Genomic DNA, 13,412 nt, shown 5'->3' with positions numbered 1-13,412 from the left:
AGGGAGGAACGTGCATGAGCATGACGACCAGAAGGACTGTTCTGCGCTCGACCGTCGTGGCGGCCGCCACGGCGCTCTGCGCCTCGATCTCCACTTTGCCGGCAAAGGCGCTGGACGCGCAATGGTGCAAGGACGTGCACATCCGCTTCTTCGTCGGCGGCGCAGAGGGCGACGCCTTCGGCACCATCGTCTACAATGGCGCCAAGCAGGCGGCCGCCGATCTCGGGCCGAAGGTCGACTACATCTTCTCGCAATGGGACGTCGAGAAAATGGTGCAGCAATTGCGCGAGGCGGTCGCTGTCAAGCCGCAGGGCATCGCCATGATGGGCCATCCGGGCGATGCCGCGATCATGCCGCTGGCCGAGCAGGCGCATAAGGACGGCATCAAGATGATGTACCAGAACGTGCCGGTGCCGAAGGTGGTGGAAGCGTTCGGCGGCGGCTATGTCGGCGCGCAGCAGGAGCAGCAGGGCCGCGCGCTCGGCGCCGAGGCGTTCAAGCTTGGCAAGCTGAAAGCCGGCGACAAGGCAATCATGATCGGGCCGTTCGAGAATGAAAACCGCGGTGCCCGCGAACGCGGCACGGTGGCTGCCTTGAAGGAGGCGGGCGTCGAGGTGATCCAGCTCTCCTCGCCGCCGAGCGGCGAATGGGCTTCCGATCCCAATCTCGCCATTCCGGTGATCACGGCAGCACTTCTCAACCATCCCGACGTCAAGGCGGTCGGCTATCCCGGCGGACAGATGCTCGGCAATGTCGCCACCTACATGCAGGCGGCGGGGCGAAAGCCAGGCGACATCTTCAATTTCGGCTTCGACACCAGCCCGCAGATCGTCGAAGCCTTCAAGGGCGGCTGGGTGCAGCTGACGGCCGACCAGCAGCCGTTCCTGCAAGGTTACCTGCCTATCCTCAGCCTTTGCCAGCAGGTCGTGCTGGGACTGGCGCCGATGAATGTCGATACCGGCGCGGGTTTCGTCACGCCGCAGAATTATGAGATCGTCGCCGAGCTCGCCAAGCAGGCGCTGCGTTGACCTCCCAAGCCGCCGGCCGGGATTAGGCCCGGCCGGCCGGATCGCCGGCGCAAAGGCCGGCAGATGGACAATTCAAGCGAGGATCGCATGGGCGAACGCATCATCGAACTGCGCGACATCAAGAAATCCTATGGCCAGGTCTATGCGCTGGGCGGCGTCAATCTCAGCGTCGACCGCGGCGAGGTGGTCGGCCTGATCGGCGACAATGGCGCCGGCAAGTCGACGCTGATCAAGATCCTGTCCGGCGTGGTCAAGCCGACCAGCGGCGAGATCCTGGTGCGCGGCAAGCCGGTCAGCGGATGGAGCGCGGCGCGCTCGCGCGACGCCGGCATCGAGACGGTGTTCCAGGACCGGGCTTTGGCCGTGCAGCAGACGATCGTGCGCAACATCTTCATGGGCCGCGAGCTCACCAGCTTCATGGGCTGGCTGAAGGTCAACAAGGAGATCGAGGAAGCGAGCCGGCTGATGCGCGAGATCGGCTTCACCTCGAAAGTGTTCACGCCGCAGTCGATCGTCGGCCAGCTTTCCGGCGGCGAGCGCCAGGGCGTGGCGATCGCGCGCGCCATCTACAAGCAGGCGGAGCTGATCATCCTCGACGAGCCGACGACGGCGCTGTCGCTGACCGAGACCGCCAAGGTCTTCCACTTCGTGCGCCAGGTGCGGGCGAGCGGCCGCTCGATCCTGTTCATCGGCCACAACATCCACCATGTCTTCGATATCGCCGACCGTTTCGTCGTGCTCGACCGCGGCAAGGTGGCGCTCAGCGCTGACCGTAGCGACGTCAAGTCGGCCGACGACCTCATCAATTTCATGGAAGACGTCGCGCATCCGGGCGGGCTGCCCGAACTGCAGGAAGCCGGCGAAGCGGAGCAGGGAGCGCGATGAGCAAGGCCATGGAACCCGATCTGCAGAAGCCCCTTGCAAGCGCGCGCGGCGCGGCGGTCGGCAAGGAATGGAACCATCCCTCCGATCACTGGCTGCGCGGCTTCGTCCTCGACAACCGTGCATCGCTCGGCACGCTCGCCGTCTTCGTCGTCATGATGGCGGTGTTCATCATCGCCAACCCGACCGTGTTCTCCACCTGGTACCTTTACAGCTCGGTGCTGACGACGCTTCCGGTGGCGCTGTTCGTGGTGGTGCCGCTGGTCTTCGTCGTCACCTGCGGGGAGATCGACCTGTCGTTCCCGGCGACGATGGGCTTCGCCTCCTGGGTCTTCGCGCTGGTGGTGCAGGCCGGCTACGACCCGTTCCTCGGCATCGCGGCGGCGCTCGCCACCGGCACGCTGCTCGGCTTCCTGGTCGGATCGCTGGTCGTCTATGGAGGGCTGTCGTCGCTGATCGCCACGCTCGGCATGAATTTCCTGCTGCGCGGGCTGATCCAGATCATCAACGAGGGCAAGTCGATGGCGCTGACCGGCCTTGCCGACAGCTCGGCCTACAAGATCTTCTCCAGCCAGGTCTGGGGCATCCCTGTGCAGATATTCTGGGCCATCGCCTTCGTTGTGTTTTCGGCGCTGCTCTACAACCGCCATCGCTTCGGCGCGCAGGTCAAGGTGGTCGGCGACAATCCCGACAGCGCCAGGCAGATGGGCATCGACGTCAAATGGGTGCGGGTGAAAGTGTTCGTTTTCGTCGGGATCGGCGCTGCGATCGCCGGCACGTTTTCGGTGATGATCAACTTCACCTGGTGGCCGACGGCGGGACGGCTATCTATTGCCGGTGCTCGCCTCGGTGTTCGTCGGCGGCACGCCGACCTGGGGCGGCATCGGCACGGTGGTTGGCGGCGCGATCGGCGCAGTCACCGTGTCCTTCATCCAGACCGGCGTGGTGGCGGCGGGCCTGAGCGGCTTCTACGTGCAGTTCTTCAACGGGCTGATCATCATCCTGTCGCTGCTCGGCCATAAGTGGAACCAGGCAAGGTACAGGTAAGATCAGGCTTGTCGATTCTGTTTTGCTGCGGAACTAGCAAAATAACTGGTGGATTGGGTTGGCCGACGTCTAGAGTGACCATTCCGTATGCTAGAAGGTTCCTGTTCGTAGGAGCCTCGGATGAAGATACTTGCACCAGATATCGAGCATGCAGTTGGAACCAGCGAAGATATTTTTGGCCGTGACGTGTTCGGCGATGGGCTCCTAAAGGTGTTTGAGCTTAGCGACGATGCATTAGTTGTCGCGCTTGACGAGCCATGGGGGTCGGGAAAAACGGTTTTCGCGAGACGACTGGCTCGGAGGGCTAAGGATCAGAAGTTTAAAGTTGTCTATTTCGATGCTTTCAAACGTGATTATGAACCAGACGTCTTTGTTTCATTGGCGGCAGAAATTATCGAAGAAACTGGCATAAAGCCAAAAGAAAAGAGAGTATTAAAGGAACGAGTAAAAGACGTAGCCAAGATTGTTGGACGGGTTGCTATTAAAGGAGCCGTTCGCGGATTAACGGCCGGTGTGGTTCGAGCCTCTGACTTTGAAGACGCAAACGAGGATGTAGCCAATGAGGTAGCTAAAGAGATCCATGCTGAACTCGACAGAATCATTGACAGCCGACTGGAAAGTGCAAAAGCAGAGCAAAGGGCATTCGAAAGTTTTCGCCAGACCCTTTCAGATCTTATGTCGGCAAATGATGATCAAAAACCTCTTATATTCATTGTGGATGAACTTGATAGGTGCAAGCCAACATATGCTCTGTCGGTCCTGGAGACGATAAAGCATCTATTTTCCGTCAAAAACGTACACTTTTTACTTGTTTGCCAGCTTAATCAGCTCTCGGCTGCGACGAAAAAAATGTACGGATCTGAGATAGACGCAAGTCTATATCTTGAGAAGTTTATTCATTTTAGAGTTACATTCCCACGCTTCGAAAAAAGAGAGAATGATCGCCTCCTTAAGAGGTTTGTTCTGAACATCCTCAACGAGATGCCGGACGACGATCAATCGGGTCAGCTAAAGGATAGCTTTGCGGATTTTACCTCGGTGGTGTGGCGCAGAGGTGATTATTCCCTGCGTCGACTTGAGCGCCTTTGCACATTATTTGGTTTGTGTATGGCTTTCACGAACAAAAGGACGATCCGATATCCGGCGATTATCTATATACTCTGTGATCTAAAGATTTCCATGCCATCTTTATTTGCAAAGGCAAAGGATGGAACTTTGGCGTATCGCGAAGTCAAGGCGCACTACGAATTCTCTGATGATCCAGATAAAAGAGATAACGACCTCGATTGGTATGCCCTGAATTGGAGGTACTTCCTGTCGTCGGATAAAGAGCTCCAGGGATTCGATGTGAGCGGATTTAGGAGTAGCTCATTTGAGTTCAATATAGACCGTGAGGACGTTGTTCGCTTCCTGGCAAATAAAATCGTAGATCGTTTCGCATTCCCGACTTGATCGTTCACACCGGCGCGACAAACCCGTCCAGCACGCGTTTCTGGCCGGCCTTGTCGAAGTCGATGGTGAGCTTGTTGCCGTCTATTGCCGCGATGTTGCCGTTGCCGAATTTCTGGTGGAAGACGCGGTCGCCGACATTGAAGGCGGATGGCGTATCGGCGACGGATTTGGCGACCAGCTCGCCCTCGATGGTGCGGCCTTTCACCGAGGTGCGGCCGGCGCCGTAGCCGGAGTCTGTCTCGCCATAGCCGATGCGTTCCACCTGGTGGCCGGAGCGGGTGCCCCAGTTGCGGTCGGTCGCCTCGGTGCGGTTCGCCTGCGCCCGCTGCCAGCCGGGCGTTGCATAGGTGTTGGAGAAGCTGCCCTGGTCCTTGGCGCCGATATTGTCGAAGCGCGAGGCGCCGTAAGGATTCTGCCGGCCGCCGCCGCGCCCGGAAGCGAAGGCGCCGCCGCCATAGGGATTGCCGTAGCCGCCGTAGCTGTTGCCGCTGTCGGCGATATCGACATGGGTTTCGGGCAATTCGTCGACGAAGCGCGACGCGATCGTCGATTGCCAAAGGCCGTGAATCTGGCGGTTGGAGACGAACCAGATGTGCAGGTTCTTCTTGGCGCGCGTCAGTCCGACATAGGCAAGCCGGCGCTCTTCCTCCAGGCCGGAACGGCCGCCTTCGTCCAGCGCGCGCTGATGCGGGAACAGGCCTTCCTCCCAGCCGGGCAGGAAGACGGTCTCGAATTCTAGGCCCTTGGCCGAATGCAGCGTCATGATCGAGACCGCATCTTGCGACTCGCCTTGCTCGGCCTCCATCACCAGCGCGACATGCTCGAGGAAGGAACGCAGCGATTCATACTCCTCCATGGAGCGGATCAGCTCCTTGAGGTTTTCCAGCCGTCCGGGCGAATCCGCCGAACGGTCGTTCTTCCACATGTCGGTGTAGCCACTCTCCTCCAGGATGGTCTCGGCGAGTTCGGTGTGCGGGGTGGTTTCCAGAGCCTTCTGCCAGCGCTCGAAATTGGCTGCGACCTCGCGCAGCGCCGCGCGCGGCTTCGGCTTCAGCTCGTCGCTTTCGGCGAGCGTCGCGGCGGCCTCCAGCATCGGGACGCGCATGGCGCGCGCCGTGTCATGGATCTGGCGGATGGTGGCTTCGCCCAGCCCGCGCTTCGGCACGTTGACGATGCGCTCGAAGGCGAGGTCGTCGCCGCCGTTGGCGACGACGCGGAAGAAGGCAAGTGCGTCGCGGATTTCCAAGCGCTCGTAGAAGCGCGGGCCGCCGATGACGCGGTAGTTCAAGCCCAGCGTGATGAATCGGTCTTCGAAGGCGCGCATCTGGAACGAGGCGCGCACCAGGATCGCCATGTCGTTGAGGTTGTGCTTCTGCCGCTGATAGGCCTCGATGGCGTCGCCGATGGCGCGCGCCTCTTCCTCGGAGTCCCAGGCGGCGTGGACGTGCACCTTGTCGTCCTCGGGGTCGTCGCGGTCGGTGAACAGCGTCTTGCCGAAGCGGCCCTCATTGTGGGCGATGAGATGCGAGGCCGCGCCCAGAATATGCGCGGTGGACCGGTAGTTGCGCTCCAGCCGGATGATGGTGGCGCCCGGAAAATCCTTGTCGAAGCGCAGGATGTTGTCGACCTCGGCGCCGCGCCAGCCATAAATCGACTGGTCGTCGTCGCCGACGCAGCAGATATTTACGCTCACGGGCTGTTCCGCGCCTGCCGGCGCGGGCCCTCCGCGAGGGCCTCGCAACGGCTCGGACGCCCGGTCGGGCTTGCGGCCTTCGGCCGAAACGTCCCATTCATCGCTGCGGGCTAACGGCTCCTCTTCGGGAACTGGTGGTCTGTAGTGACCGCCTTCTGTTCTATCGATAGTCGATTTCGAAGCGCTCGGTGCGCGGCCGCCCGGGGCCCCATTTCTCTGAATCCCAGGCCTCTGCGCCAACAGGCGCAGCCACATATATTGCGCGGTGTTGGTGTCCTGGTACTCGTCGACCAGTATGTATTTGAACCTGCGGTGGTACTCCCTCAGCACGTCCGGATAGGCGCGGAAGATGCGGATCGGGTGATAGAGCAGGTCGCCGAAGTCGCAGGAATTCAGCGTCTGCAGCCGTTCCTGATAGGCCTTGTACAACTGGCGGCCCTTGCCGTTGCCGAAGCTGCGCGCATCGCCTTCCGCTATCTCGTCGGGTCCGAGACCCTTGTTCTTCCAGTTGTCGAGCATCTGGGCGAAGGTCTTGGCCGGCCAGCGCTTGTCGTCCAGCCCTTCGGCCTGGATCAATTGCTTGATCAGCCGCACCACGTCGTCGGTGTCGAGGATGGTGAAATCCGATTTCAGCCCGGCAAGCTCGGCGTGGCGGCGAAGCAGCTTCACGCCGATCGAGTGGAAGGTGCCGAGCCACGGCATGCCCTCGACATTGCCTTCGCCGATCAGGTGGCCGATGCGCTGCTTCATCTCGCGCGCGGCCTTGTTGGTGAAGGTGACGGCCAGGATCTGCGAGGGAAAGGCCCTGCCGGTGGCAAGGATGTGCGCGATGCGGGTGGTGAGCACCCGCGTCTTGCCGGTGCCCGCGCCGGCCAGCACCAGAACAGGGCCCTCGGTCGTCTCGACGGCGAGGCGCTGCTCCGGGTTGAGGCCCTTCAGATAATCGGGCGCGCCGGTCTGGCCGCTGCGCGCCGCCATGGCGCGCGCGGCTATGCCGGATGGAGCCGCTGCCGGCCGCGCATTCGGTTCATCGAAAAAAGGCATGTCCTCGGAAAAGCCCGACATCGCCCCCGAATGTAGTGATTCGGCAGCGAAAGACCAGAACTGTCTACGTTTTGTTCTAGTTTTTGGCGATCCGCATCAGCTCGCTTATCGCATCCGCCACGTAGCCGGCGTCCCTTTCCGCGCCGTGGATCATTGTCGAGGAGGGGGAGTGCTGGAATGGCAGGCCGCAGACGTAGAGCCCAGGTTCGCCGGTAACGGACCCGCGATATTGCCCCGGCCGGCCGCTTTCATCAAAAATCGGCAGCTTGATCCAATCCAGTCCGGGCCGGAAGCCGGTGCACCAGATTACGTTCTCGACCTCGAGAGCCTCGCCGGTCTCGAGCACCGGCTTACCGTCCTTGACGGTGGCGACGCGCGCAACCCGGTTTATCCCGGCCGCGTCCATGTGTTGCGGCTTTACCCGGATCAGCGGAAGGCCATGGACGAGATGTGCTGGTCTTACCCTGCGCCCGATCGGCGTATCCACGGAAAGCAGACGGTGGAGAAGGACGCGGAAAACGAACGGTATCACCACACGGAGAGCGATGGTGCCGTTGTAGGCCACGGGAATGTGGCCTGGATGCCGGCCGGCCAGCCAGACGCGGTGCGTGCCGGCCAGGTCCATGGCAATCTCCGCACCTGAATTGCTGGCCCCGACCAGAAGTACCCCGCCCGGCCTGAGCTGCGACGGGTTTTGGTAGGCGGATGAGTGGAATTGCCGTATCGCGGGATCAAGCAGCGCGGCGAAATCCGGAAGCTTCGGCTTCTGGTAGCTCGCGGCGGCAATGACGACATGATCGGCGGTGAAACGGCTCGCGCCGGCGGTGACGACATAACGCCCGCCGTGGCGATTAACCCCGTCAACCTTGGCGCCCGTGCGTACCGGCAAGGCGAATTTCTCGGCATAGGCTTCCAGATAATCGGCCATTTCATCCTTGGTCGGGAAGGAATGGGCCGGGGTCGGGAAACGCATGCCCGCCAGTCCGTCGAAGCGCGCCGGCGTGAAAAGGCGCAGCGAATCCCATCGCGCGCGCCAAATATCCCCGACGCGCTGGCGAGCTTCCAGGATGACGAACTTTATCCCCTTGCGGGCCAGATAGTAACCGACGGAAAGGCCGCTCTGGCCTGCGCCGACGATGACGACGTCGAAATGCTCCTCTCGCGGCGCGGGGCGCGGCTCGCTGTCGATGTTCGCGTCGCCCAGCTGCGTCTGCGCGGTGTCAGCCTGAAGTTTCATGAAGGCTGTCCCGAGTTCGAGCAGCGCGCCGGCACGCGCCTTCGTCTCCGCTATGCCGATTGCGCCCGTGCCTTGCGGATTTGCCTGTTGAATTGAAATCACTTCCGTTCGTCCGTTCATCTCTGTCTCCATCGGCTTGGTGAGCCATGGGAGAAGAGTAGCGAACCAGCCCGTCGACACGCTTCGGGGATAGGCCCCATGCGGCAAAGGAAAGATGATGGGGATTTCTCCCCACGGGCGCCAGTAGTGGCCTACAGCGCGTCGCGACGAATGGATTCGGTCGACTCTGTCAGTCTTTGTTTCGGTACCGGTCGTTGCCTCAAAACACTGCGCAATTTGGGCGACATGCGCTAGAGCAGGCCGTGCTGGAAGGCGTAGGCGGTCGCTGCGGCGCGCGAGTTGACCGCGAGCTTGTCGAAGATGTTGGAAACGTGACGGTCGACGGTCTTTTCGCTGAGGCCAAGTTCAACCGCTATCGTCCTGTTTGTTTTGCCGGTGGTGATATGGGTCAGCACCTCTATCTCGCGCCGCGTCAGGCCGTGCGCCGATGGCGTGACGGGCCTGGCCAATGCGTTAAGGCGATCGAGATCAGGCGCGGCGCCGAGTTCCACAAAAACCGAACGCGCGGCGTCGAATTCGAGTCCCGCGCCATCCTCGTCCGCGAGCATACGGCAGGCCTGGCCGGCCAGCACGCGCAGCCGCGCCTCCAGATAGGGAGCGCCGGCGCGTTGCCAGATCGCGAGCGCCGCGCGGAAGTGACCGAGCGCAGCCGCGGCGTTGCCGTCGTGCATTTCGATTTCGCCTCTTGCCTGAGATGCGATCGCACCCAGTATCTCGGTCGCGAACCGGCTGGCGGTCGCTTCCAGCTCACGGCAGGCGTTGCGGGCCTCCTCGATCGCCCCGGCGGCGATTGCAATTTCGATCATCGCCGGAAGCAGGCGGGCACGGCTGAGCGGTGCTTCGGTGGTGGCGAGCACACGGCGCAGGGTCGCGGCCGCCTGCTCCGTGCGACCTTGCATCAGGCGCAGCAAGGCCATGCCCGGCTGCGGCTCGAGTCCTAGCCGGCTGGCATTCCGGTACATCTCCTCGGCGGCGGCGAATTCGCCGCGCAGGCGGTGGATTTCGGCTTCTTGATAGGCGGCGCCCGCGATCGTGTTGTCGCGAGCCGCCTTGGCAACAGGAGAAGATGCCGCACGGCGCGACTCCGCGATCGCCTCCGGCCAATTGCCGTTCATTTCCATGATCTCTGCCCGGTGCAGCATGCAGGCACCGTTGAATTGAACCAGTTGCGGCTGCGCTCCGCACCAGGCCGACAGCGCATCCGTCCATTCGCGGGAGCGATCGAGCGCATAGACCTGGCGGCACTCGGCGATGAGATTGCAATAGACCAGCCCGGTGACTACCGGCGAGAGCTCGCCTCCGATGACGGGCAACATGGCTTCATCCAGAGAGGCGATGCCTTCCTCGACGCGCCCTTGCCGTACCAGGGCGCGACCGAGAACGCATCTGGCGAAAGCGACCAGGTCGATATCGCGACAGCGCTCGCCTATCGCAAGCGCCTGCCTTGCATGTGCAGCGGATGTTTCATCACTGCCTGCCCTGAGATCTTTCTGTGCCGCCAGCAAAGCCAGATAGCCTTGTGTCGAGCATTCGCGACCAAAGCTCTCCACAAGGCGCTGCGCTCGCTGCAGCCATGCGGTTGCGCGGCCATGCTCGCCCAATGCCAGAAGCCGGGAGCCATGGAAGCAGGCCCAATATGCCGCTCTATCGTCACGGCCCGCATCGCTGTGCGCTTTGACCAGGCGTTCGGCTGCGGCAACGATATCGGGATCGCGATCAAGCATTCCAGCCGACCAGAACATGCGCTCCAGATCGTCTGTTCCCAAAGCGGTGACTTCGTCCGCGGCCCGCATCAACTCCAGCGCGTCCGCCCAAGCCCGCTTCTCATAGGCGTCGCGGGCGCGTCGGAGCATTGTGGCAACGCTGTCCATCGACAAGACATAGCACCGGCCGACGGATTTCCGGAAGACCGTCCGGCATGCGCACGCGCTCACGCACCGGCCAGCGGGATCGAAACGCCGATTGCGCAGTGGGAGGACCGGCGCCATGAATTGACACGGCGCACGGGCCAACCGAAACTGCCGCTGCAGAAGAGAATCGGAAGCATACTGGTTCCAGGTTTGTAGCGGGGATCTTTCTGCTGCGCATAACTGCGGGAGTCTTTCGTGGCCACCACCATCACCTCCCTTGTCCTCTTCCTCATCGGTCTCATTCTTGGCGGCGGCGGCACCTGGCTCATCGCGCTGGACGGCAGCTGGTACTACCTGATCGCCGGCCTGGTCTTCCTGATCACCGCCTGGCTGCTGTTCAGGCGCAGGTCGGCCTCGCTCTGGCTCTACGCGCTGTTCGTGCTCGCCACTTTGTGCTGGGCGGTCTGGGAAATCGGCTTCGACTGGTGGCAGCTCGGTCCGCGCGGCGGTGTCATCGTGCTCATCGCCCTGTGGCTGCTGACGCCATGGGCAAGGCGAGGCCTGCGGGGGCCGGACGGACGCGCGCCGCTGATCCTGGCCGTGCTCGCCTCGCTCGCGGTCGCCGGTTATTCGATGACCGCCGATCCCAAGGATACCGGCGGCACGCTGGGCACCGAGAAGGTGGCGGCGGCGGCCAATCTCGGCGGCGACATGCCGGCCGGCGAGTGGCGCTTCTACGGCCGCACGCCCTTCGGCCAGCGCTATTCGCCGCTCGACCAGATCACGCCTGACAATGTCGCGAAATTGCGGCCGGCCTGGACCTATCGAACCGGCGACGTGAAAGGCCCCGACGATATCGGCGAGACGACCTACCAGGTGACGCCGCTGAAGATCGGCGACGCGCTGTTCATCTGCACGCCGCATAATTTCGCCATCGCCATCGATGCCGCGAGCGGCAAGGAGAAGTGGCGCTACGACCCGAAGATCAAGCTCGACCCCGACCGCCAGCACCAGACATGCCGCGGCGTGTCCTATTATGCCGACGCCAAGATCGCCGCCGGCCAGCCTTGCGCCGCGCGCATCTATCTGCCGACTTCCGACGCGAGGCTGATCGCGCTCGACGCGGCGAACGGGCAGGTGTGTCCGTCCTTCGCCGAGGAGGGCACGTTGAACCTGATGGCCAGCATGCCCTATCCGAAGTCGGGCTATTACTATTCGACGTCGGCGCCGCTGATCGTCGCCGGAAAGATCATCGTCGGCGGCGCGGTCAACGACAATTATTCGACCGAGGAGCCGTCCGGCGTCATCCGCGCCTTCGACGTCGATACCGGCGCGCTGCTGTGGAACTGGGATTCCGGCAATCCGGATGTGACGACGCCGCTGCCCGCCGGGCAAACCTACACCCACAACTCTCCCAACATGTGGTCGACCGCGAGCGCCGACGAGAAACTTGGGCTGCTCTACGTGCCGCTCGGCAACCAGACGCCGGACCAGCTCGGCATGGGCCGCAGCGCCAATGTCGAGAAATTCTCGTCCTCGATCACGGCGCTCGACCTCAACACCGGACAATTGCGCTGGGTGCGGCAGACCGTGCATCACGATCTGTGGGACATGGACGTGCCGGCGCAGCCGTCGCTGGTCGACATCACCACGGCGAACGGCGTGGTGCCGGCGCTGGTCGGGCCGACCAAGCAGGGCGATCTCTACGTGCTCGACCGGCGCACGGGCGAGCCGATCATTCCGGTGAAGGAAGTCCCGGCGCCCGGCGGCGCGATCGAGGGCGATCATGCCTCGCCGACGCAGCCGGCGTCGGACCTTTCATTCAATCCGAAGCCGCTGACCGGCGCCGACATGTGGGGCATCACCATGTTCGACCAGCTGGCGTGCCGGATCGAGTTGAAGAAGCTGCGCTATGAGGGACGCTACACGCCGCCCTCGCTGCAGGGCTCGCTGATCTATCCCGGCAATTTCGGCGTCTTCAACTGGGGCGGCGTCGCGGTCGATCCAGTGCGGCAGGTGATGTTCGGCATGCCGACCTACCTCGCCTTCACCTCGAAGCTCATTCCGCGCGCGGACGTGCCGGCGCCGGGCGACAACACCAAGGGCAGCGAGCAGGGGCTGAACCGCAACGACGGCGCGCCTTACGCGGTGGTGATGGGACCGTTCCTGTCGCCGCTCAGCATTCCCTGCCAGGCGCCGCCCTGGGGCTATGTCGCCGGCGTCGACCTCAAGACTGGAAACATCGCCTACAAACACCGCAACGGCACCGTCTACGACATGACGCCGCTGCCCTTGCCCTTCAAGGTCGGCGTTCCAGGCATAGGCGGACCGATGATCACGGCGGGCGGCGTCGCTTTCCTGGGCGCCGCGGTCGACGATTATCTGCGCGCCTATGATCTCACCACCGGCAGGCAGCTCTGGCAGGCGAGGCTGCCGGCCGGCGGCCAGTCGACGCCGATGACCTATACGGTGGCCGATGGCCGCCAGTTCGTCGTCATCGTCGCCGGCGGTCACGGCTCGGTCGGCACCAAACCGGGCGATTACGTGATGGCCTATACGCTGCCGAAATAGGTGCGGGTGAGGCCGGTCTGCTACGAAAGCAAGAAGCCCGCCAGCAGGACGGTCAGGAGAAGCGACACGGGTACGGCGAGAAGCCAACGAGCCTCCAGGACACTGTTCCGATAGTCTTCCATTTTCTCGCTCCAACCTTTTAAGACGGCTCCAGCGCGTAACCCGCCAGCGCTGGAGCCTCTGCTCGTGCTCAACCGCCGTCGCGGGAGCTTCCGGCAGTCGGTCAACGGAGGGTCGGTTGGTTCGTTCCTGGCGCAAGTCCCCAGTCCGCTATCGGTTCCGACTGAAGTCGCACATCACAAGCATTGGTCCCAAGGACGAAACATATAGCCCGCTATCTCATTGTGTCCCCGACTGGCGGCCATGAGTCCCTTCATCGCCAGTTTATGGATGCCCGTCACCCCAGCAGGATGGCGGGCATCCGTTGAGGGGTGGGCAAGAGGTGGACGGTGTCGATTTCCAATGAGTTGCGAGACGTGAGCATCCGT

At 62.7% G+C, this 13,412-nt stretch carries 8 protein-coding genes; 5 read left to right on the top strand and 3 right to left on the bottom strand.

Annotated elements, in window-relative coordinates; genetic code table 11:
* Nucleotides 1-14: 14 nt before the first annotated feature.
* The 4 genes from FJW07_RS11965 to FJW07_RS11950 all read left to right on the top strand — a co-directional run bounded on the left by FJW07_RS11965 (nucleotide 15) and on the right by FJW07_RS11950 (nucleotide 4,409).
* Entirely contained in the window at nucleotides 15-1,028 is a 1,014-nt protein-coding gene (locus tag FJW07_RS11965) for a substrate-binding domain-containing protein (RefSeq protein WP_140705897.1), read from the top strand.
* A gap of 87 nt (nucleotides 1,029-1,115) precedes the next feature.
* Complete coding sequence (locus FJW07_RS11960) at nucleotides 1,116-1,913, top strand: ATP-binding cassette domain-containing protein (protein ID WP_140856581.1); 798 nt, start codon at nucleotides 1,116-1,118, stop codon at nucleotides 1,911-1,913.
* Nucleotides 1,910-2,932, top strand: a complete 1,023-nt coding sequence (locus FJW07_RS11955; protein ID WP_246680739.1) for an ABC transporter permease — start codon at nucleotides 1,910-1,912, stop codon at nucleotides 2,930-2,932. The genes FJW07_RS11960 and FJW07_RS11955 overlap by 4 nt, the downstream gene beginning before the upstream one ends.
* A 145-nt stretch (nucleotides 2,933-3,077) precedes the next feature.
* The gene (locus tag FJW07_RS11950) at nucleotides 3,078-4,409 is read left to right on the top strand and encodes a P-loop NTPase fold protein (RefSeq protein ID WP_140856579.1); all 1,332 of its coding nucleotides are present in this window, start codon (nucleotides 3,078-3,080) and stop codon (nucleotides 4,407-4,409) included.
* A 4-nt stretch (nucleotides 4,410-4,413) separates the two neighbouring features.
* Here FJW07_RS11950 and FJW07_RS11945 read toward each other — a convergent pair whose 3' ends face one another.
* From FJW07_RS11945 to FJW07_RS11935, 3 genes are all read right to left on the bottom strand, one after another.
* On the bottom strand, nucleotides 4,414-7,167 hold the full coding sequence (locus FJW07_RS11945) for a UvrD-helicase domain-containing protein (RefSeq protein WP_140856578.1): 2,754 nt from the start codon (nucleotides 7,165-7,167) through the stop codon (nucleotides 4,414-4,416).
* Nucleotides 7,168-7,222: 55 nt separating this feature from the next.
* Nucleotides 7,223-8,503, bottom strand: a complete 1,281-nt coding sequence (locus tag FJW07_RS11940) for an FAD-dependent oxidoreductase (RefSeq protein ID WP_246680738.1) — start codon at nucleotides 8,501-8,503, stop codon at nucleotides 7,223-7,225.
* A gap of 230 nt (nucleotides 8,504-8,733) precedes the next feature.
* Complete coding sequence (locus FJW07_RS11935; RefSeq protein WP_140856715.1) at nucleotides 8,734-10,374, bottom strand: helix-turn-helix transcriptional regulator; 1,641 nt, start codon at nucleotides 10,372-10,374, stop codon at nucleotides 8,734-8,736.
* Nucleotides 10,375-10,608: 234 nt separating this feature from the next.
* Here FJW07_RS11935 and FJW07_RS11930 point away from each other — a divergent pair, with 234 nt between their 5' ends.
* Complete coding sequence (locus FJW07_RS11930; protein WP_140856576.1) at nucleotides 10,609-12,924, top strand: glucose/quinate/shikimate family membrane-bound PQQ-dependent dehydrogenase; 2,316 nt, start codon at nucleotides 10,609-10,611, stop codon at nucleotides 12,922-12,924.
* Nucleotides 12,925-13,412: the final 488 nt, after the last annotated feature.

This window comes from Mesorhizobium sp. B3-1-9 (assembly GCF_006439595.1).
In the GTDB taxonomy this organism is placed as follows: domain Bacteria; phylum Pseudomonadota; class Alphaproteobacteria; order Rhizobiales; family Rhizobiaceae; genus Mesorhizobium.
The sequence above is the reverse complement of the archived record's forward strand: the minus strand, read 5'-3'. Positions and strand labels throughout refer to the sequence as shown.